Consider the following 19765-nt stretch of genomic DNA (forward strand, 5'->3'; position numbering starts at 1 on the left):
GGGTCCGGGCAACGGAGCCCGCGGCACCCGGACCCGAGAGCCGGGTCCGGGCCGTGGGTCCGGCACCGGGGCTCGGCCCGGCCCCTCCCCGTCGTGCGTCACGCCGTGTGTTCGGCGAACCGTACCGCCGTCTCCGCCAGCACCTCCCGTCCGTCCCTCGCCCACAGCGCGTCGTTGAAGAGCTCCACCTCGATCGCGCCGGTGTAGCCGGCCGCCTCCACGCGGGCCTGCCACGCGCGCATGTCGATCGCGCCGTCGCCGATCTGGCCGCGGCCGTTGAGGACGCCCTCGGGCAACGGAGTGGTCCAGTCGGCCAGCTGGAAGGTGTGGATGCGGCCGGACGCGCCGGCCCGGGCGATCTCGGCGGGGGCCCGGTCGTCCCACCAGATGTGGTAGGTGTCGACGGTGACGCCCACCTGGTGGGCGGGGAAGCGCTCCGCGATGTCCAGGGCCTGGGTGAGCGTCGAGACGACGCAGCGGTCGGAGGCGTACATGGGGTGCAGGGGCTCGATGGCCAGTCTCACCCCGTGGTCCTCGGCGTAGGGGCCGAGTTCCGTCAGTGCGTCCGCGATGCGTTCCCGGGCTCCGTGCAGGTCCTTGGAGCCGGGCGGGAGGCCGCCCGAGACCAGGACCAGCACCTCGGTGCCCAGGGTCGCCGCCTCGTCGACCGCCCGGCGGTTGTCGGCCAGGGCCGCCGCGCGCCCGTCCGGGTCGGCGGCCGTGAGGAAGCCGCCGCGGCACAGCGTCGTCACCGTCAGGCCGGCGTCGCGGACCAGCTTGGCCGTCTCCTCGACGCCGTACGCCTGGACCGGTTCGCGCCACAGGCCGACGTTGCCGACGCCCAGGTCGGTGCAGGCCGCCGCCAGTTCGGGCAGCGACAGCTGCTTGACGGTCATCTGGTTGATGCTGAAGCGCTCGAGACCGCTCACTGCGTCACCCCGTACAGGGCGAGCAGGTTCTTCATGCGTTCCTCGGCCAGCTTCGGGTCGGGGAACAGGCCCAGGCCGTCGGCGAGTTCGTAGGCGCGGGCGAAGTGGGGCAGGGAGCGGGCGGACTGCAGGCCGCCGACCATCGTGAAGTGCGACTGGTGGCCGGCCAGCCAGGCCAGGAACACCACGCCCGTCTTGTAGAAGCGGGTCGGGGCCTGGAAGAGGTGGCGGGAGAGCTCGACCGTGGGGTCGAGCAGGGAGCGGAAGCCGCTCACGTCGCCGGTGTCCAGGACGCGGACCGCCTCCGCCGCCAGCGGGCCCAGCGGGTCGAAGACGCCGAGCAGGGCGTGGCTGAAGCCCTGCTCGTCGCCGGCGATCAGCTCGGGGTAGTGGAAGTCGTCGCCGGTGTAGCAGCGGACGCCGTCCGGCAGGCGGCGGCGCAGCTCGACCTCGCGCCGGGCGTCCAGCAGCGAGACCTTGATGCCGTCGACCTTGTCCGGGTGGGCGGCGATGACCTGGAGGAACACCTCCGTCGCCGCGTCCAGGTCCGACGAGCCCCAGTAGCCCTCCAGTGCCGGGTCGAACATCGGGCCCAGCCAGTGCAGGATCACGGGTTCGGCGGACTGGCGCAGGAGGTGGCCGTAGACGTCGAGGTAGTCCTCGGGGCCGGCGGCGGCCGCGGCCAGGGCGCGGGAGGCCATCAGGATGGCCTGGGCACCGGAGGCCTCGACGAGGGCGAGCTGCTCCTCGTAGGCCGCGCGGACCTCGGCCGGGGACGCCGGGCCGGTGAGCTGGTCGGTGCCGACGCCGCAGGCGATCAGGCCGCCGACCGCCTCGGCCTCGGCGGCGGAGCGGCGGATCAGCTCGGCCGCGCCCGCCCAGTCGAGGCCCATGCCGCGCTGGGCGGTGTCCATGGCCTCGGCGACGCCGAGCCCGTGGGACCACAGGTGGCGGCGGAAGGCGAGGGTGGCGTCCCAGTCGACGGCGGCGGGGGAGTCGGGGGAGACGTCGGCGTACGGGTCCGCGACGACGTGCGCCGCGGAGAAGACCGTGCGGGAGGTGAAGGCGCTTCCGGTGGTGACGGCGAGGGGTTCCGCGCGGGGCTCGTAGGTCCGCAGGGTCCCGCCGGAGTCGGGGAGCCGGACGGTCACAGCGCGACCTCCGGGACGTCGAGGCGGCGGCCCTCGGCGGAGGACCTCAGGCCCAGCTCGGCGAGCTGGACGCCGCGGGCGCCGGCCAGGAGGTCCCAGTGGTAGGGGGCGTCGGCGTAGACGTGCCTGAGGAACAGCTCCCACTGGGCCTTGAACCCGTTGTCGAAGTCGCCGTTGTCGGGGACCTCCTGCCACTGGTCGCGGAAGACCTCGGTGGCCGGGATGTCGGGGTTCCAGACCGGCTTGGGGGTGGCGGAGCGGTGCTGGACGCGGCAGTTGCGCAGGCCGGCGACCGCCGAGCCCTCGGTGCCGTCGACCTGGAACTCCACCAGTTCGTCGCGGTTGACGCGGACCGTCCAGGAGGAGTTGATCTGGGCGATGGCGCCGCCGTCGAGTTCGAAGATGCCGTAGGCGGCGTCGTCGGCGGTCGCGTCGTAGGGCTTGCCGTTCTCGTCCCAGCGCTGCGGGACGTGGGTGGCGGTCAGGGCCTGGACGGACTTCACGCGGCCGAACAGCTCGTGCAGGACGTACTCCCAGTGCGGGAACATGTCGACGACGATGCCGCCGCCGTCCTCGGCACGGTAGTTCCACGAGGGGCGCTGGGCGTCCTGCCAGTCGCCCTCGAAGACCCAGTAGCCGAACTCGCCGCGCACGGACAGGATCCGGCCGAAGAAGCCGCCGTCGATGAGGCGCTTCAGCTTCAGCAGGCCCGGCAGGAACAGCTTGTCCTGGACGACGCCGTGCTTGATGCCCGCGGCGCCGGCCAGCCGGGCCAGTTCGAGGGCGCCGTCGAGGCCGGTGGCGGTGGGCTTCTCGGTGTAGACGTGCTTGCCGGCCGCGATCGCCTTGCGGATCGCCTCCTCGCGGGCGGAGGTGACCTGGGCGTCGAAGTAGACGTCCACGGTCGGGTCGGCGAGGACCGCGTCGAGGTCCGTCGAGACGTGCTCCAGACCGTGCTTCTCGGCAAGCGCGTTCAGTACGTGTTCCCGGCGTCCGACCAGGATCGGCTCCGGCCACAGCACGGTGCCGTCGCCGAGGTCGAGGCCGCCCTGCTCGCGCAGGGCGAGGATGGAGCGGACCAGGTGCTGGCGGTAACCCATGCGCCCGGTAACGCCGTTCATGGCGATACGCACCGTCTTGCGTGTCACGTCGGTCCCTTCTTAGGCGTGGTCCGCGGCGGCGTGCGCGGGGGTGTCCGCGGCGTCGCGCGCGTCTCGTACGCGGGTGTGCGCGCCGCGTACGCCTCGGCACTGATCAGCGTCACAGCAAGCGCTTTCTATACGAGAAGAAGCTAGCCTCTGACCGGCGGTCCGGACAAGACCGTGTCCGTCCCGAGCTGTTCGAGGGGGCGAACAACCCGGGTCCGGGGCCGTAAGGTCGGCTCGACACGCCCGGAACCAGGCACGCGAGTCCGCTGTCTACCAGGGCGAACGACGACGTACGACGAGATGCGTGACCGGAGGACGACGAGATGACGGTGACCCTGGCGGACGTGGCGGCCCGCGCGCAGGTCTCGCCCGCGACGGTGTCGCGCGTGCTGAACGGGAACTACCCCGTGGCCGCGTCGACCCGGGAACGGGTCCTGCGGGCCGTGGACGAGCTGGACTACGTGCTCAACGGTCCCGCGAGCGCGCTCGCCGCGGCCACCTCCGACCTGGTGGGCATCCTGGTCAACGACATCGCCGACCCCTTCTTCGGCATCATGGCGAGCGCGATCCAGGGCGAGATCGGCGGGCCCGGCGGGCGCGCCGGCGGCGAACGGCTCGCGGTGGTCTGCAACACCGGGGGCACGCCCGAGCGCGAGCTGACCTACCTGACGCTGTTGCAGCGGCAGCGGGCCGCGGCCGTCGTACTGACCGGCGGGGCCCTGGAGGACGGGCCGCACGCCGACGCGGTGGCGGCGAAGCTGCGCAGGCTGACCGAGGCCGGCACCCGGGTCGTGCTGTGCGGGCGGCCGCCCGCGCCCGGCACCGGGGCGATCGCGCTCACCTTCGACAACCGCGGCGGCGGCCGGGAACTGACCGAGCACCTCATCGGGCTCGGACACCGGCGGCTCGGCTACATCGCGGGCCCCGAGGAGCGCACCACCACCCGGCACCGGCTGGAGGGCCACCGGGCGGCACTGGCCGCGGCCGGCATCGAGGAGGACCCCCGCTGGACGGTCCACGGCCGCTACGACCGGCGCGCGGGCCACGAGGCCACGCTGGAGCTGCTGCGGCGGGACCCGGAACTGACCGCCGTGGTCGCGGCGAACGACTCCGTCGCGCTCGGCGCGTGCGCGGCCCTGCGGGAGTCCGGCCTGCGCATCCCGGAGGACGTGTCCGTGGCCGGCTTCGACGACCTGCCCTTCAGCATCGACGCGGTGCCCGCGCTCACGACGGTGCGGCTGCCGCTGGCCGAGGCGGGGGCGCGGGCGGGCCGCATCGCCATGGGCCGGGAGGAACCGCCGCCCGGGGAGATCGCGATGGTGCGGGGGGAACTGATGGTGCGGGGTTCCTCGGGAGTACCGCGGGGCTGAGGGGTCCGGGGGCCGAGGGCGCGGCCCGGGGGCCGGGGGCGGGATCCGGAGCTGAGGGCGGAGGCCGGAGGCCGGAGGCCGGAGGCGAAACCCGGGGACCGAAGACGGGACCCGGAGGCCGGGGGCAGGACCCGGAGGCCGGGGGCGGAGCCGTCGGAGCAGAGGCCGCGGCAGGACGGAGACCAGGAGCCGAGGGCGGGACCGTCGGAGTGGGGGCCGAGGGCGGGACCGTCGGAGTGGGGCCGAGGGGGGCCGGGGCGCGGCGGCCGTGGGCGGGGCCGTTCGCGAGTAGGGTCCGAGGACATGAAGCTCGCCTTCTCCACTCTCGGAGTTCCCGGTCTTCCGATCCCCGACGTGCTGCGGCTCGCGACCGCGCACGGGTACCACGGTGTCGAGCTGCGCGCCCATCCCGAGGAGCCCGTGCATCCGGGCCTCGGCCCGGCCGAACGGGCCGGTGTGGCCGACGGGTTCAGGGCGGCCGGGGTCGAGGTGCTCGGGATCGCGGGGTACGCGCGCGTGGCCGCTCCGGGCGACGACGAACCGGTGATCGACGAGATCCGCGCGCTCACCGCACTCGCCCGCGACCTCGGCGCCCCCCACGTCCGCGTGTTCCCCGGCGGCGCCGACGGGCAGGACCCGGCCGAGGCGGACGCCGTCGCCGCCGGGCGGCTGGGCACCGCCGCCGAGTACGCCGCCGACCTCGGCGTACGCGTCCTGCTGGAGACCCACGACTCGCACCGCACCGGCGCCGCCGCGACGCGGGTCCTCGGCCTGGTCGGCCACCGGCAGGTGGGCGCGCTGTGGGACGTGATGCAGACCTGGCTGGGCGGCGAGCAGCCGCAGGAGACCTACGCCGCGCTCGCGCCGTATCTCGGATACGTGCGGGTCAAGGACATCGCCTCCGCCGAGGACACCACCCCGTTGGCGCTGGGCGCCGGTGTGCTGCCCCTGTCCGAGTGCGTGGAGGTCCTCTCCCGCCACGGCTGGGACGGGTGGCTGTGCTGGGAGTACGAGAAGCGGTGGTACGACGCCGCCGAGCCGCTGACCGGCCTGCTGGACACCGGACGGGAACACCTGGCGAGGCTCCTCAACGAGTCGGCGTGAGCGGCGGGGTGAGGAGCGGGACGGGCGGCCGGTGACGGGCGGGAAGTCTCCGCCGGGTCGCCGGATCTCCGGCCGGTCGCCGGGCCGGTGAACGACCGGCGGGCCGGTAAACGACTGGCGGGCCGGCGCGGGCGCGGGCTAGCCTCCGCGCCGTGCATCGATCCCCAGCGCGGCCCGTGGCCCGGCCCGCCGCCCCCTCGGCGTCATGAGTCTCGGCCGGACCTTCCTCGACGTCCGCCCCCTCCGCACCTCCCCCGTCTTCCGCCGGCTGCTGATCGGGCGCACCGTCTCCACGCTCGGCGGCTTCATGACCATGGTCACCGTCATGTACCAGGTGTGGGACATGACCCACAGTTCGGTGTGGAGCGGTGCGGTCGGGCTGGCGCAGGCACTGCCGATGGTCGGCGTGGGGCTGTTCGCCGGTGCCTGGGTCGACCGCGCCGACCGCCGCCGCATCTACCTGATCGCCACCGTCGGCCAGGCCCTCTGCTCGCTGCTGCTCGCCGTGCAGGGCTTCACCGGGCACGTGCCCGTGCCGCTCGTCCTGGCGCTGGTCGCGGCGCAGGCCTCGTTCGGGGCGGTCGGGGGTCCCGCGGCCGGCGTGTTCGTGCCGCGGCTGCTGCCCAGGGACCAGGTGGCCGCGGGGCTCGCGCTGAACCAGGCGACCGGGCAGTCGATGATGCTGCTCGGCCCGGCCGTCGCCGGCCTGGTGCTCGGCTGGTGGGGCATCGGCGTCTGCTACCTGCTGGACGCCCTCAGTTTCGGGCTGGCCTTCTACGGCGCGTTCGGCCTGCCCGCGCTGCCGCCCGAGGGCGGGAAGTCCCGGCCCGGACTGCACGGCGTGCTGGACGGGCTGCGGTTCCTGACCGGCCACCGGGTGGTGCGCGGCGCCCTGCTGACGGACCTGGCCGCGACCGTGCTGGCGATGCCGGTCAGCCTCTTCCCGCTGGTCAACGCGGAACGCTTCGGCGGCGACCCGCGCACGCTGGGCCTGTTCCTGTCCGCGCTCGCCGTCGGCGGTGTCACCGCCACCGCCCTCTCCGGGCCGGTGACCCGGCTGGCGCGGCCGGGGCCGGTGATGCTGTGCTCCTCCGCCCTGTGGGGCGTGTCCCTCGCCCTGTTCGGCCTGACGACCAGCGCCTGGGCGGGCCTCGGGGTGCTGATGGTGGCCGGTGCCGCGGACGCCGTGGCCGTCCTGTCCCGTACGACCATCGTCCAGACCCGTACGCCCGACGCGCTCCTGGGCCGGGTGACGGCGGCCGAGGCGATCGTCGGGCAGGCGGGCCCGCACCTGGGCAACCTGCGCGGTGGCCTCGCGGCCGGCTGGTCCTCGGGCGCCACCGCCCTGGTCACGGGCGGCCTGATGTGCCTCCTGGCGGTGACGACGGTGGCCGCCACGACGCCGGAACTGCGGGGCGGGGCGAGGGCGGGAACAGGAGCGGGGACGGAGACCGGGACAGGGAGGGGGGCGGGGGCGAGGACGGAGGACTCCGACGGTTCTACGACGGCTGCCCCGGCCGGGCCGTGAAGCGCGCGTCGCCGTCCTCGCACCACTCCAGCACCGAGGGCCAGGAGCCGTAGCCCGCGTCCAGGTCCAGGTGGGCGGCGCCGGGCAGGACGTCGGCGGTCAGGCCGAGCGGGGTGCCGTACGCGGACTGGACGCCCTCCGGGCAGTACGGGTCGTCGTCGCCCGCGACCAGGCGGGTCGGGCAGGGCAGGGCCAGGCCGCCGAGGTCGTGGGCGGGGAGGGCGAACTCCGCGATCTCGGGGTGTGCTGCGAGGACCGGCGCGGAGGGGGGCGCCACCAGCAGGACCCGGTCGACGGCGTCGAGACCGGGCAGGCCGCGGGCCACGGCGTGCAGCCACAGCACGGTGGAGAGGCTGTGCGCGACGACGACCCGCTCGCGCCCGCCGTCCAGACCGTCGAGCCGGCGGGCCAGCTCCCCGAGCCAGACCTCCAGGACGGGGTCGTCGGGGTCGGGCAGCTGCGGGTAGGCGACGGCGTGGCCGCGCTCGGTCAGGCGGTCGGCCAGCCAGTGCTGCCAGTGGTCGGCGGGCCGGTGGTTCTGCCAGCCGTGCAGGACGAGGAAGGAGCGGCGGGGCCCGGTCGTCGTGGTCATGTTCCCGATCATTTCCGGGCGTGGAGCGGCAGGTCCACCCCGTCTTGAGCGGTGGGACCGCCGAGCGCCGCCGCCCGGCCGGAGGCCAGGCCGCGGGGGCGGTCGGGAGGCACCGGTGACCGAAGTCGGCCACGGCGGTCCGGGCCGTACGCGGCCGGACCACGGTGGTTCAGGCCGTACGCGGCCGAAGCAAGGTGGTCCAGGCCGTACGCGACCGGACCACGGTGGTTCAGGCCGTGCGGGAGAGGAAGTCCGCGACCCGCCGCTCCCGTCGTTCCCGGCGTTCGGGCCATTCGTCCGCCGTGATCGAGAAGACCGCAGTGTCCCGGAGACGGTCCTCCTCGACCGGCCCCTCCAGGGTGAACGTCATCCGCCGATGCCCTTCCTCAAGTCCGCGAACGCCTCGTGGAAACCCGGGAAAGTCTTGCGGACGCACCCCGGGTCGTCGAACGATATTCCGGGCGTGCGCAGTCCGGTCACCGCGAAGGACATGACGATGCGGTGGTCGCCGTACGACGTGATCTCGGCGCCCTCGGGCGCGGCGCCGGGGCGGATCTCGATCCAGTCGGGGCCCGTCGCCACGTCCACGCCCAGCCGGCGGAGGTTGTGCGCGCACGCCTCCAGGCGGTCGCACTCCTTCACGCGCGTGTTGGCCACGTCCTCGATGCGGACCGGGCCGGAGGCGTAGGGAGCGATCGCGGCGAGGGTCGGCATGGTGTCGGAGACGTCCCGCATGTTGACGGTGAGGCCGCGGAGTTCGCCGGTGCCGCGCACGGTCGTGCGGTCCGCCCCGACCGTGACCCGCGCGCCCATCCGGCGCAGTACGTCCACGAAGCCCAGGTCGCCCTGGAGCGCGCCCGCACCGAGGCCCGGCACGGTCACCTCGGCGCCCGGCGTCACCGCGGCCGCCGCGAAGAAGTAGCTCGCCGTCGACGCGTCCGGCTCGATCGCGTACGTCGTCGCCCGGTAGCCGCCCGGCGGGACGACGTAGGTGTCGCCCTCGCGGACCACCTCCACGCCGAACGCCCGCATCATCGCGAGCGTGATCTCCACATACGGCGCCGAGACCAGGTCGGTGACCGTGACGCGCAGGCCGGTGCGGGTGAGCGGGCCGAGCAGCAGCAGGGCGGTCAGGTACTGGGAGGACTGGCCGGCGTCCAGGACGACGTCCCCGCCCTCCACCCCCGCCGCGGCGACGGTCAGCGGGTGGTGCCCCTCCGCCTCCTCGTGCCGCAGGTCCACACCCAGGTCGCGCAGGGCACGGGTCAGCGGCAGCAGGGGCCTGCGGCGCATCTGGGGGGAGGCGTCGAAGCGGTACGTGCCGTAGCCGGCGGCGGCCAGGGTGGGCAGGAAGCGGGCGGTGGTGGCGCCGTCCCGGCAGTACACGTCGGCTTCGCGGACCGCGGGGCCCTGCGGGCGGCCGTCGACCTGCCAGGCGTCCGGGGTGCGGCCGACGCGGTAGCCGAGCCGTACGAGGCCCTCGGCGAATCCCTCGGTGTCGTCCGACCGCAGGGGCCGCCGGAGGGTGGTGACCCCGTCGGCGGCCGCGGCGAGGAACAGGGCGCGGGCGGTGAGGGACTTGGAACCGGGAATGTCGACAAGGGCCATGCCCCGCATGATCCCGTCCGGGGGTCGTCCGGGGGCGGGGTGTCCAACCAGTGGACGGGGCGTCCACTCAGTGGGCGGGTGCGGGGTCGCTCCCGCGAGGGGGCGGGTGCGGGTCAGTGGTGGCTGGGCGCGCGGTTCCCCGCGCCCCCGGGTGGGTCACGTGAGCGGTGTTCCCTTCAGCAGTTCTCGGGGCGTGTCGCTTTCCTCCGCCGGCGACGGCCGTCTGCGGGCCGGCGCCAGGGAGGTCAGGGCCACTCCGCCCACCAGGAGGGCCGCCGCGCACCAGCGCAGGCCGCTGACCGGTTCGTCCAGGAGGACGGCCGCCGAGGTCATGCCGAAGACCGGGACGAGGAGCGAGAAGGGGGCCACGGTGGACGCCGGATGGCGGTGCAGCAGCCAGCCCCAGGCGCCGAAGCCGAACACCGTCGCGATCCAGGCGACGTAGACGACCGTGCCGGCGCCCCGCCAGTCCAGGGCCCGCAGTGCGGCCAGGTCCCCGGCGGGGCCCTCGGTCAGGAGGGACAGGGCCAGGAGCGGCAGGACCGGGACCGTGCTGACCCAGACCATGAAGTTCAGCGCGTCCGGCGGGGACGCCTTGCGGGTGAGGACGTTCGAGGCGCCCCAGCAGGCCGCCGCCGCGACGACCAGCGCGAACGCGCCGAGCGGGCCCGAGGCGCCCTCGTCCACCGCGGCCACGCCGATGCCCGCGAGGGCCACCGCCATGCCCAGCAGGCGGACGGGGGTGGGGCGTTCACCGAGGAACGCGAAGGCGATGCCCGCCGTGAACACCGACTGGATCTGGAGGACCAGGGAGGACAGTCCGGCCGGCATCCCCGCGTCCATGCCGACGAAGAGGAACCCGAACTTGGCCACCCCCAGCACCAGTCCGACCGCCACGATCCACTTCCACGCCACCTTCGGGCGGCCCACGAGGAACACCGCGGGCAGGGCCGCCACCAGGAAGCGCAGGGCCGAGAAGAGCAGGGGCGGGAAGTGGTCGAGACCGATCTCGATGACGGTGAAGTTCAGCCCCCAGACGGCGGCGACGAGAACGGCGAGGAGGAGGTGGGCTGGGCGCATGCGTCGAGGATCACCCGTCCCGACCGTGAAGCACCAGCGATGATTGCTGCACGGTGGGATGTAGCAGAACTGATGGAAGGGGGGGGCCGGTGCTCGATCTCCAGCGTCTGCGCGCCCTGCACGCCGTCGCCGTCCACGGCACCGTCGGGGCCGCCGCCACCGCGCTCGGCTACACCCCGTCGGCCGTCTCCCAGCAGATCGCCAAGCTGGAACGGGAGACCAGGACCGTCCTCCTCGAACGCGAGGGCCGGGGCGTCCGCCTCACCGACGACGCCCATCGACTCGTCGACGCCGCACGCGAGTTGCTGGCGATCGTGGAGCGGACGGAGACCGAGCTGGAGGAACGCCGGGGGGTGCCGGCGGGCCGGCTGAGCGTGGCCGCCTTCGCGTCGGCGGCCCGCGGTCTGATGCCCCCGGTCCTCGCCGACCTCGCCCGGCGGCACCCGGACCTGGACGCCCGTCTCACCGAGGTCGACCCGCACCTGTCGGTGGACCTCGTCGCCAAGGGCGCCGTGGACCTCGCCGTCGCGCACGACTGGGACATCGCCCCGCTGCCCGCCCCCGCGGGCGTCGAGCAGGCGGTGATCGGCGACGACCTGTGCGACCTGCTGGTCCCCGCGGGCCATCCGCTCGCCGGGCGGACGGGCGTACGGCGCGAGGAGCTGGGCGGCGAGCGGTGGATCTGCCAGCCGCCGGGCCGGGTCTGCCACGACTGGCTGGTGCGCACCCTGCGCGCGGCCGGGCACGAGCCGGACATCGTGCACCGGGCCGAGGAGAACCCGACCCTCGTCGCCCTGGTCGCCGCCGGTCTGGGCGTGGCCCTCCTCCCCCGCCTCGGCCGCGGCGCCCTGCCGCCGGGGGTGGTCGAGGTCCCCCTGGACCCGGTGCCGGTGCGCCGCCTGTACGCCCTCTGGCGCGCCGGTGCGGCCCGCCGCCCGGCGATCGCGGAGACGGTGCGGGCGCTGAGGGAGCACTGGCCGGGGGTGGCGGCGGTCCCCCCGGGGACCTGAGCCCGGCACGCCCCCGGACCGCCCCGTCCCCACGGCTTGCGTCCACCGGAGGGGCGGGGGGACCTTCCCGCCCCTCCGGGGCCGGCGGCATCCGTCCTCGACGTGCCCCGTCCGTTGCGCCGATGGCGGCCCCCGCGCCGGCACCGTGCGCGTTCCCTTGACTGGCGGAAACTTCCCGGTTACTGCTGACGCGACGGAAGTTTCCTTCAGCGGATCACCGGACCACCGGTACCACGGGGTCGCGGGACCGCAGGGCCCACAGGACCCGCAGGACCCGCAGGACCCGCAGGACCCGCAGGACCCGCAGGACCGCAGGACCGCAGGACCGCAGGACCGCAGGACCCGCTGGATCATCCCCGGATCGCCTCCGGAAGGAGCGCACGTGCCCTCCAGACGTACCGTCCTGGCCGCCGGTGCCGGCCTCACCACCGCCCTCGCCCCCGCCCTCCCCCTCGGCGGCACCGCGCACGCCGGCACCGCGCACGCGGGTGCCGACCGCCGCCTGCGCGCGCTGGTCTCCCGCATGTCGCTGGAGGAGAAGGTCGGCCAGGTCTTCGTGACACGGGTGTACGGCCACTCGGCGACCGACCCCGATCCGGCCGACGCCGACGCCAACCTCGCCGAGCTCGGCGTGCGCACCGCCGCCGAGCTGATCGCCCGTTACCGCGTGGGCGGCGTCATCTACTTCACGTGGGCGCACAACACCCGCGACCCGCTCCAGATCGCGGACCTCTCCAACGGCGTCCAGCGCGCGTCCCTCGCCCTGCCGCGCGGACTGCCCGTGCTGGTCTCCACCGACCAGGAGCACGGCATCGTCGCGCGCGTGGGCCGGCCCGCCACCCTGTTCCCGGGCGCGATGGCGATCGGCGCCGGGGGATCGCGGTCCGACGCCCGCACCCTCGGCCGCGTCGCGGGCGCCGAACTGCGGGCGATGGGCGTCCGGCAGGACTACTCCCCCGTCGCCGACGTGAACGTCGACCCGGCCAACCCGGTCATCGGCGTCCGCTCGTTCGGCGCGGACCCGGAGGCGGTGGCGGAACTGGCCGCGGCGGAGATCCGCGGCTACCGGGCGGCCGGGGTGGCGGCGACCGCCAAGCACTTCCCCGGGCACGGCGACACCGCCGTCGACAGCCACTACGGCTTCCCCGTCATCACGCACACGCGACAGGAGTGGGAGGCGCTGGACGCGGTGCCGTTCCGGGCGGCGATCGCGGCCGGCGTCGACGCGATCATGACCGCGCACATCCTGGTCCCGGCCCTGGACGACTCGGGCGACCCGGCCACCCTGTCCCGGCCGGTCGTGACCGGCCTGCTGCGCGAACACCTCGGCTACGACGGGGTCGTGGTCACCGACGCGCTCGACATGGCGGGCGTGCGGACGAAGTACGGGGACGACCGGGTGCCGGTGCTCGCGCTGAGGGCGGGCGTCGACCAGCTCCTCAACCCGCCGAAGCTGGACGTCGCCTGGAACGCCGTGCTGCGGGCCGTGCGGGACGGGGAGCTGACCGAGGCGCGGCTGGAGGAGTCGGTCCTGCGGATCCTGCGGCTGAAGGACCGCCTCGGCCTGCTCGACGACCCCTACGCCGAGCGGGAACGGGTGGGGCGGACGGTGGGCACGCGGGCGCACCTCGCGGCGGCCGGCCGGATCGCCGGGCGGACGACGACCCTGCTGGTCAACGAGGGTCCCGTGCTGCCGCTGTCGCCGCGCGCGCACCGGCGGCTGCTGGTGGTGGGCGCCGACCCGGCGTCCCCCTCGGGCACCACGGGCCCGCCCACCGGGGTCCTCGCCGCCGCCCTCACCGAACTGGGGTTCACGGCGACGGCGCTGTCCACGGGCACGGCCCCGTCCGCGGAGACGATCGCGCGCGCGGTGACGGCGGCGGGCGACGCGGACGCGGTGGTGGTGGCGACGTACAACGTCACCGCGACGAGCCCGCAGAGGACGCTCGTCGGGCAACTGCTGGCCACCGGGCGCCCGGTGGTCGCGGTGGCGGTCCGCAATCCGTACGACGTGGCCCAGCTGCCGTCCGTGAAGGCGTACTTGGCGTCCTACTCCTGGACCGACGTCGAACTGCGGGCCGCCGCACGGGTGATCGCGGGAGCCGCGGGGCCGCGGGGCCGGCTGCCGGTGCCGGTGCAGCGCGCGGACGACCCGACGCGGGTGCTGTACCCGATCGGGCACGGCCTGACCTACCGGGGCCGCTGACCGGACCGCACGGCACGACGGCCGGCCGGCGGGTGAGCCGGCCGGCCGTCGTGGTCGGGCAGTGCGTCGTGCGCGGATCGCGGGAGGCTACGGGCGCAGCGCCGGCTCGCGCTCCACGTCCCGCACGTCCAGCTTGGCGTCGAACTTCGCCAGCGGCCTGGCCGCGGCGGCGTCCTCCTGGACGGCGGCCGGGGCGACGCCCGCCCAGTCCAGGATGCGGGCCGTGGCGAGGGCCTTCTCGTCGGCGACGAGGCCGGCCACGTTCGCGCCGTGGTTCATGCCGGGCGCGGTGAGGACGTAGGAGTCCTTCGCGCCCTTGCCGAGGCGGAACCGCTCGGCGCCCCACGGGTCGTTCTGGCCGTAGACGAACAGCATGTGGTGGGCGTTGTGCCGCACCCACGTGTCGACGTCGCGCATCGCCCACGGCTGGAACTTCATGGAGATGTCCCGGGGGACGAAGTTGCGCGGGGGCTGGTAGCCGTAGCGGACGTACTTCTTCTCGATGTGCGGGAAGTGGATGGTGGGCGCGCCGAGCTGGGTGCCCGCCTGGTAGTAGTACGGGGTGTACGGCGACAGGCCCTGGTCGGTGTAGAAGGAGAACCCGGAGATCGTGTCGATCGAGGTCCAGATCTCGTCGTCGGTCGCGTTCTTCGCGTCGGCGGGGATCGTGTCGCAGTCGGACAGCAGGCTGTACTGCCAGAAGCCCCACACGTAGTCGAGGACGACGGCCTCGTAGGCGCGGTCCAGGCTGCCGATGGTGGTGAAGGTGTAGCCGTTCTCGGCGGCGTAGGCCTCGTACTTCTCCTCCAGTGCCGCGCGGCGCACCAGGGCCTCGCGCTGCACGGCGTTCAGGCGGTCGCGGCACTCCTCGGTCCCGACGGACGCGAAGAAGCGGTCGTAGGCCGAGTCCTCGTCGTTCACCACGTCGTTGGGGGCGACGTACGCGACGACGCCGTCCATGTCGCGCGGGTAGAAGCGCTCGTAGTAGGTGGCCGTCATGCCGCCCTTGGAGCCGCCCGTGGAGATCCAGTTCTGCGGGTAGACCGCCTTCAGCGCCCGGAAGATGCGGTGCTGGTCGCTCGCGGCCTGCCAGATGTCCAGCTTGGACCAGTCGGCGGGGTCGGGGCGGGAGGGGGTGAAGAAGCGGTACTCCATGGAGACCTGGTTGCCGTCCACGATCTGGGTGGGCTCGCGGCGGCTGGGGTTCGTGGAGACGCTGTAACCGCCGGTGTAGAACACCGTCGGGCGGCTGACGTCCTTGTGCAGCACGGTGATCCGCTGCTGGAACGTGCCCTTGGAGGGGTGCCGGTGGTCCACCGGCTGGGTGTAGTTCAGGACGAAGTAGCGGTAGCCGGGGTACGGCTTCTCCTGGACCAGGCTCATGCCGGGTACGGAGAGGAGCCGGTCTTTGATGTCCGCTTCCGGCTCGGCGGCGGTGGCCGCCCCGGCCGTGGTCAGCGTGCCGATGAGCACGGTGAACGCCAGCAGCCATCTGAGCGCCTTGCGCATGCGCGTGCACCCTCCCTGTGAGACAGATGTGCGCCGGAAGCTATCGGAGCAACACCCGTCACACCAGAGGGTATTGGCAAGTGGGGCATATGTCGGCCGGGACGCGGCGCCCGGAGGACGCCGGTCCGCCGGCGCGGGTCAGCCGGTGCGGGTCAGCCGGCGCGGGTCAGCACAGGATCCAGCCGGAGGTGTACGTCCCGCTGCCCACCGAGCCCGACACCCGCACGCAGCGGTGTCCGGCGTAGACCTCCACCGGCGGCGAACTGCGCGTGTGCTTGCGCGACTTGCGCACGGCCACGTGGCCGCGCGCCTGCACGCCGACCGACACCGCCCGCTTCGTGCCGGGGTGCTTCTGGACGGTCACGGCGCACACCCGGCCGCCGTTCTTGTAGACGAGGACGGAGCCGGTGGAGAACGGCAGCATCCGCACCTGGCGGCCCGCGCAGGCGGCGGGCGCGGCCTGGGCGCTGCCCGGCGCCGCCACCGCGAACAGGAGGGACGCGGTCAGCACGGCCAGCCCCGCCCCCAGCCGTCGGCGTATCGCACCACTGTCCACGGTCGTCGACCCCTCCCCCGTCCGCCGCACGCGCGGCCGTACGGGTGTACGGACGCAGGGCGCGTGCCGGATGGTTGCGCGACCGTCAGCGGGACGCGCCGACGGGCTCCTCCGGTTCCGCCTCGCCGACGAACGCCCGCCACAGCCCGGCGTACCGCCCGTCCCGCGCGAGCAGTTCCTCGTGCGTGCCGTCCTCGGCGACCCGGCCGTGGTCCATGACGACGACCCGGTCCGCGCGGGCCGCCGTGGTCAGACGGTGGGCCACGATCAGGGTGGTGCGCGCGTGCGCGCTCGTCGAGGGGTGGTGGTCGGGCGACGGGAGGGCGGTGCGGCGGCCCGCGACGCGGTCGGTGGCCTGGTTGACCAGGGCCTCCGTGGCCAGGTCCAGGGCGGCCGTCGCCTCGTCGAGGAGCAGGACGTCGGGGTCGACCAGCTCGGCGCGGGCCAGCGCGATCAGCTGCCGCTGCCCGGCGGAGAGGTTGCGGCCGCGCTCGGCGACCTCGTGGAGGTAGCCGCCGTCTAGGGTGGCGATCATCTCGTGCGCGCCGACCGCCCGCGCCGCCGCCTCCACCTCGGCGTCGGTGGCGTCGGGACGGCCGTAGGCGATGGCGTCGCGGACGGTGCCGGGGAAGAGGTACGCCTCCTGCGGGACGACGCCCAGCCGGTGGCGGTACGACGTGAGGTCGAGGGTGCGCAGGTCCGTGCCGTCGACCAGCACCCGGCCGCTGGTGGGGTCGTAGAACCGGGCCACCAGCTTCACCAGGGTGGACTTGCCGGCGCCGGTCTCGCCGACGAACGCGACGGTCTGGCCGGCGGGGATGCTCAACGCGATGCCGGTCAGGGCCTCCTCGTCCTCGCCGTAGGTGAAGTGCACGTCCTCGAAGGTGATCTCGCCGCGCAGCGAGCCGACGGCGCGGGGCTCCTCCGCGGGGCTCGTGGACGCGGGCTCCCGGAGGAGTTCCTGGATGCGGCCCAGCGAGACCGTGGCCTGCTGGTAGCCGTCGAAGACCTGGGAGAGCTGCTGGACGGGCGCGAAGAACAGGTCGATGTAGAGCAGGTAGGCCACCAGCGCGCCGGTCGTCAGCGTCGCCGCGTCGATCCGGTGCGCGCCCACGACCAGGACGGCCGCGACGGCGGCCGAGGACAGCAGCTGGACGAAGGGGAAGTAGACCGAGATCAGCCACTGGCCGCGGATGCGGGCCCGGCGGTAGTCGTCGCTGTGCTCCGCGAACCGCGCCCCGCCGTCGCGCTCGCGCCGGAAGGCCTGCACGATCCGCAGTCCGGCGACCGACTCCTGGAGGTCGGCGTTGACCGCCGACACCCGCTCGCGGGCGAGTTCGTACGCCTTCACGCTGGCCCGGCGGAAGAAGAAGGTGGCGACGAGCAGCGGCGGCAGGGTCGCGAAGACGACCAGGGCCAGCTGCACGTCGAGCACCAGCAGGGCCGCCATGATGCCGAAGAAGGTGACGACCGAGACGAACGCGGTGACCAGGCCGGTCTGCAGGAACGTCGACAGCGCGTCGACGTCCGTGGTCATCCTCGTCATGATCCGGCCGGTCAGCTCGCGCTCGTAGTAGTCGAGGCCGAGCCGCTGGAGCTGGGCGAAGATCTTCAGGCGCAGGGCGTACAGGACGCGTTCGCCGGTGCGGCCGGTCATCCGGATCTCGGCGGTCTGGGCGACCCACTGGGCGAGCACGGCGAGCAGCGCGAGCAGGGAGGCGGTCCAGACGGCGCCCACGGCCATCCGGGTGACGCCGTCGTCGATGCCGTGCCGGATCATGACCGGCAGCAGCAGGCCCGTGCCGGCGTCCACGGCGACCAGGCCGAGGCTGACCAGCAGCGGCAGGCCGAAGCCCCGCAGCAGCCGGCGCAGGCCGTAGGAGTCCTCCGCGGCGACCGCGCGGGTCTCGTCGACGTCGGGGACGTCCGTCGCCGGGGGCAGCGCCGCCACCTGTGCGAGCAGCTCGGGCGTGGCGGGCGTACCGGCGAGCGCGGTGTCCTTGCGCTCGCGGTCGCCGGTCCACAGCCGGGGGGTGACCCCGCGCTCGGCGTCGAACTCGGCGTCCAGCTCGTCCCGTATCGAGGTGTCCTCGCGGGGCTCGTCGGGGCGGACGCGGCCGGGCGAGACGCCGCCCAGCTCGTCCGGGTCGGTGAGCAGGCGGCGGTAGAGGGCCGAGCGCTCCTGGAGCTCCTCGTGGGTGCCGAGGTCGGCGAGCCGGCCGCCGTCGAGGACGGCGATGCGGTCGGCGAGGTTGAGGGTGGAGCGGCGGTGCGCGATGAGGAGGGTCGTACGGCCCTCCATGACCTGCTTCAGGGCCTCGTGGATCTCGTGCTCCACGCGCGCGTCCACCGCCGAGGTGGCGTCGTCGAGGACGAGCAGCCGCGGGTCGGTGAGGATCGCGCGGGCGAGCGCGACGCGCTGGCGCTGGCCGCCGGAGAGGGTGAGGCCGTGCTCGCCGACCTTCGTGGCGTAGCCCTGGGGCAGCTCGGCGATGAACCGGTCGGCCTGGGCGGCGCGGGCGGCGGCCTCGACCTCCTCGTCGGTGGCGTCGGGACGGCCGTACGCGATGTTGGCGCGGATCGTGTCGGAGAACAGGAAGGAGTCCTCGGGCACCAGGCCGATCGCGGCCCGCAGCGAGTCCTGGGTCAGCTCGCGCACGTCGTGGCCGCCGACGAGGACGGCGCCGCCGGTGACGTCGTAGAAGCGGGGCAGCAGCAGGGAGACCGTGGACTTCCCGGAGCCGGAGGAGCCGACGACGGCGAGGGTCTCGCCGGCGCGGATCTCGAAGCTGAGCCCGTCCAGCACCGGGGTGACCGTGCCGGAGGCGTCGGCGTACCCGAAGGACACGTCGTCGAACTCGACGGTCGCGGGCGCGTCGGCGGGCAGCGCCTTGGTGCCGTCCTCGATCGCCGGCTCGGTGTCGATCAGCTCCAGGACGCGCTCGGTGCCCGCACGGGCCTGCTGGGCGACGGTGAGGACCACGGCGAGCATGCGGACGGGGCCGACGAGCTGCGCCAGGTAGGTGGAGAAGGCGACGAAGGTGCCGAGGGTGATGTGCCCGTGCACGGCGAGCCAGCCGCCCAGCGCGAGCATCGCGACCTGGCCGAGCGCGGGGACGGACTGCAGGGCCGGGGTGTAGCGCGCGTTCAGGCGGATCGTGCGCAGCCGCCCGGCGTAGAGCCGGCGGCCGACCTCGCGCAGCTTGCCGGTCTCCTGCTCCTCCTGCCCGAAGCCCTTCACCACCCGCACGCCGCTGACGGCGCCGTCGACCACGCCCGCGACGGCGGCGGCCTGCGCCTGCGCGTACCAGGTGGCCGGGTGCAGTCTGGCCCGGCTGCGCCTGGCGATCACCCACAGGCCGGGGGCCACGGCCAGCGCGACCAGGGTGAGCGGCGGCGACAGCCAGGCCATGATCCCCAGGGAGATCAGGAACAGCAGGACGTTCCCGATGGTCATCGGGAGCATGAAGAGCAGGCCCTGGATGAGCTGGAGGTCGCTGGTCGCCCGGCCGACGACCTGCCCGGTGGACAGCTCGTCCTGCCGGCGGCCGTCGAGCCGGGTGATCGCCCCGTACATCTCGGTGCGCAGGTCGTGCTGGACGTCGAGGGCGAGCCGGCCGCCGTAGTAGCGGCGGACGTAGGTGAGGGCGTAGACGATCACGGCCGCGCCGATCAGGGCGCCCGCCCAGGGCGCCATGTCACGGCTGTGGTCGCCGATCACGTCGTCGATGATCACCTTGGTGATCAGCGGGACCAGCGCCATGACGGCCATGCCGCCGAGGGAGGAGCCGAGGGCGAGGACCACGTCCGTCCGATGGCGCCACGCGTAGCCCGCCAGTCGCCGTGCCCATCCCCGTTGCGCAGCCACGCCGGTGCCTTCCGTCAGACCTGATCTTCCAGAAGGCACCAACATGCCGGGAAGCGGATTTCATCCCTCCGCAACAATCCCGGGGTCACGGGCCGGGCGCGGACGC

At 74.3% G+C, this 19765-nt stretch carries 15 protein-coding genes; 5 read left to right on the top strand and 10 right to left on the bottom strand.

Going from position 1 to position 19765, the window contains the following annotated elements; translation table 11 throughout:
- Window positions 1–98 precede the first annotated feature (98 nt).
- The 3 genes from ACF09K_RS06735 to ACF09K_RS06745 are packed head-to-tail and all read right to left on the bottom strand — an operon-like array spanning window position 99 to window position 3228.
- Window positions 99–929 carry a sugar phosphate isomerase/epimerase family protein gene (locus ACF09K_RS06735; protein ID WP_392241415.1) on the bottom strand — a complete coding sequence of 277 codons (831 nt, stop codon included), beginning with the start codon at window positions 927–929 and terminating at the stop codon, window positions 99–101.
- Window positions 926–2080 (bottom strand): dihydrodipicolinate synthase family protein, encoded by a 1155-nt coding sequence (locus ACF09K_RS06740; protein WP_392241416.1) that lies wholly within the window; start codon window positions 2078–2080, stop codon window positions 926–928. The genes ACF09K_RS06735 and ACF09K_RS06740 overlap by 4 nt, the downstream gene beginning before the upstream one ends.
- The gene (locus ACF09K_RS06745; protein ID WP_392241417.1) at window positions 2077–3228 is read right to left on the bottom strand and encodes a Gfo/Idh/MocA family protein; all 1152 of its coding nucleotides are present in this window, start codon (window positions 3226–3228) and stop codon (window positions 2077–2079) included. The genes ACF09K_RS06740 and ACF09K_RS06745 overlap by 4 nt, the downstream gene beginning before the upstream one ends.
- 323 nt (window positions 3229–3551) lie before the next feature.
- Here ACF09K_RS06745 and ACF09K_RS06750 point away from each other — a divergent pair, with 323 nt between their 5' ends.
- The 3 genes from ACF09K_RS06750 to ACF09K_RS06760 all read left to right on the top strand — a co-directional run bounded on the left by ACF09K_RS06750 (window position 3552) and on the right by ACF09K_RS06760 (window position 7230).
- Window positions 3552–4598, top strand: a complete 1047-nt coding sequence (locus tag ACF09K_RS06750) for a LacI family DNA-binding transcriptional regulator (RefSeq protein ID WP_392241418.1) — start codon at window positions 3552–3554, stop codon at window positions 4596–4598.
- Window positions 4599–4901: 303 nt separating this feature from the next.
- Window positions 4902–5702: a sugar phosphate isomerase/epimerase family protein gene (locus ACF09K_RS06755; protein ID WP_392241419.1), complete on the top strand. Its 801-nt coding sequence runs from the start codon at window positions 4902–4904 to the stop codon at window positions 5700–5702.
- Window positions 5703–5907: 205 nt separating this feature from the next.
- A complete protein-coding gene (locus tag ACF09K_RS06760; protein ID WP_392241420.1) occupies window positions 5908–7230 on the top strand; it encodes an MFS transporter in 1323 nt (440 codons plus the stop codon).
- On the opposite strand, the gene ACF09K_RS06765 is transcribed toward ACF09K_RS06760, so the two are convergent.
- From ACF09K_RS06765 to ACF09K_RS06780, 4 genes are all read right to left on the bottom strand, one after another.
- The gene (locus ACF09K_RS06765; protein ID WP_392241421.1) at window positions 7202–7822 is read right to left on the bottom strand and encodes an RBBP9/YdeN family alpha/beta hydrolase; all 621 of its coding nucleotides are present in this window, start codon (window positions 7820–7822) and stop codon (window positions 7202–7204) included. The two genes, ACF09K_RS06760 and ACF09K_RS06765, sit on opposite strands and share 29 nt — an antisense overlap.
- A 229-nt stretch (window positions 7823–8051) precedes the next feature.
- A complete protein-coding gene (locus tag ACF09K_RS06770; RefSeq protein ID WP_392241422.1) occupies window positions 8052–8192 on the bottom strand; it encodes a hypothetical protein in 141 nt (46 codons plus the stop codon).
- Window positions 8189–9430, bottom strand: coding sequence for a 3-phosphoshikimate 1-carboxyvinyltransferase (gene aroA, locus ACF09K_RS06775; RefSeq protein WP_392241423.1), 1242 nt, complete (start codon window positions 9428–9430; stop codon window positions 8189–8191). Before aroA ends, ACF09K_RS06770 begins: the two co-directional genes overlap by 4 nt.
- A gap of 156 nt (window positions 9431–9586) precedes the next feature.
- Complete coding sequence (locus ACF09K_RS06780) at window positions 9587–10510, bottom strand: EamA family transporter (RefSeq protein WP_392241424.1); 924 nt, start codon at window positions 10508–10510, stop codon at window positions 9587–9589.
- Between the two features lie 89 nt (window positions 10511–10599).
- Between ACF09K_RS06780 and ACF09K_RS06785 the strand changes: the two genes are divergently transcribed.
- Both ACF09K_RS06785 and ACF09K_RS06790 read left to right on the top strand, forming a co-directional pair.
- On the top strand, window positions 10600–11520 hold the full coding sequence (locus ACF09K_RS06785) for a LysR family transcriptional regulator (protein ID WP_392241425.1): 921 nt from the start codon (window positions 10600–10602) through the stop codon (window positions 11518–11520).
- 382 nt (window positions 11521–11902) lie between these two features.
- Complete coding sequence (locus tag ACF09K_RS06790) at window positions 11903–13726, top strand: glycoside hydrolase family 3 protein (protein ID WP_392241426.1); 1824 nt, start codon at window positions 11903–11905, stop codon at window positions 13724–13726.
- 87 nt (window positions 13727–13813) lie between these two features.
- On the opposite strand, the gene ACF09K_RS06795 is transcribed toward ACF09K_RS06790, so the two are convergent.
- The 3 genes from ACF09K_RS06795 to ACF09K_RS06805 form a co-directional block, all read right to left on the bottom strand.
- The gene (locus tag ACF09K_RS06795; RefSeq protein ID WP_392241427.1) at window positions 13814–15235 is read right to left on the bottom strand and encodes a S28 family serine protease; all 1422 of its coding nucleotides are present in this window, start codon (window positions 15233–15235) and stop codon (window positions 13814–13816) included.
- A 166-nt stretch (window positions 15236–15401) separates the two neighbouring features.
- Window positions 15402–15791, bottom strand: a complete 390-nt coding sequence (locus ACF09K_RS06800) for a hypothetical protein (protein WP_392241428.1) — start codon at window positions 15789–15791, stop codon at window positions 15402–15404.
- 85 nt (window positions 15792–15876) lie between these two features.
- Window positions 15877–19659 (bottom strand): ABC transporter ATP-binding protein, encoded by a 3783-nt coding sequence (locus tag ACF09K_RS06805; RefSeq protein ID WP_392241429.1) that lies wholly within the window; start codon window positions 19657–19659, stop codon window positions 15877–15879.
- Between the last annotated feature and the right edge of the window lie 106 nt (window positions 19660–19765).

The organism is Streptomyces sp. NPDC014882, from assembly GCF_043081325.1.
GTDB lineage: Bacteria > Actinomycetota > Actinomycetes > Streptomycetales > Streptomycetaceae > Streptomyces.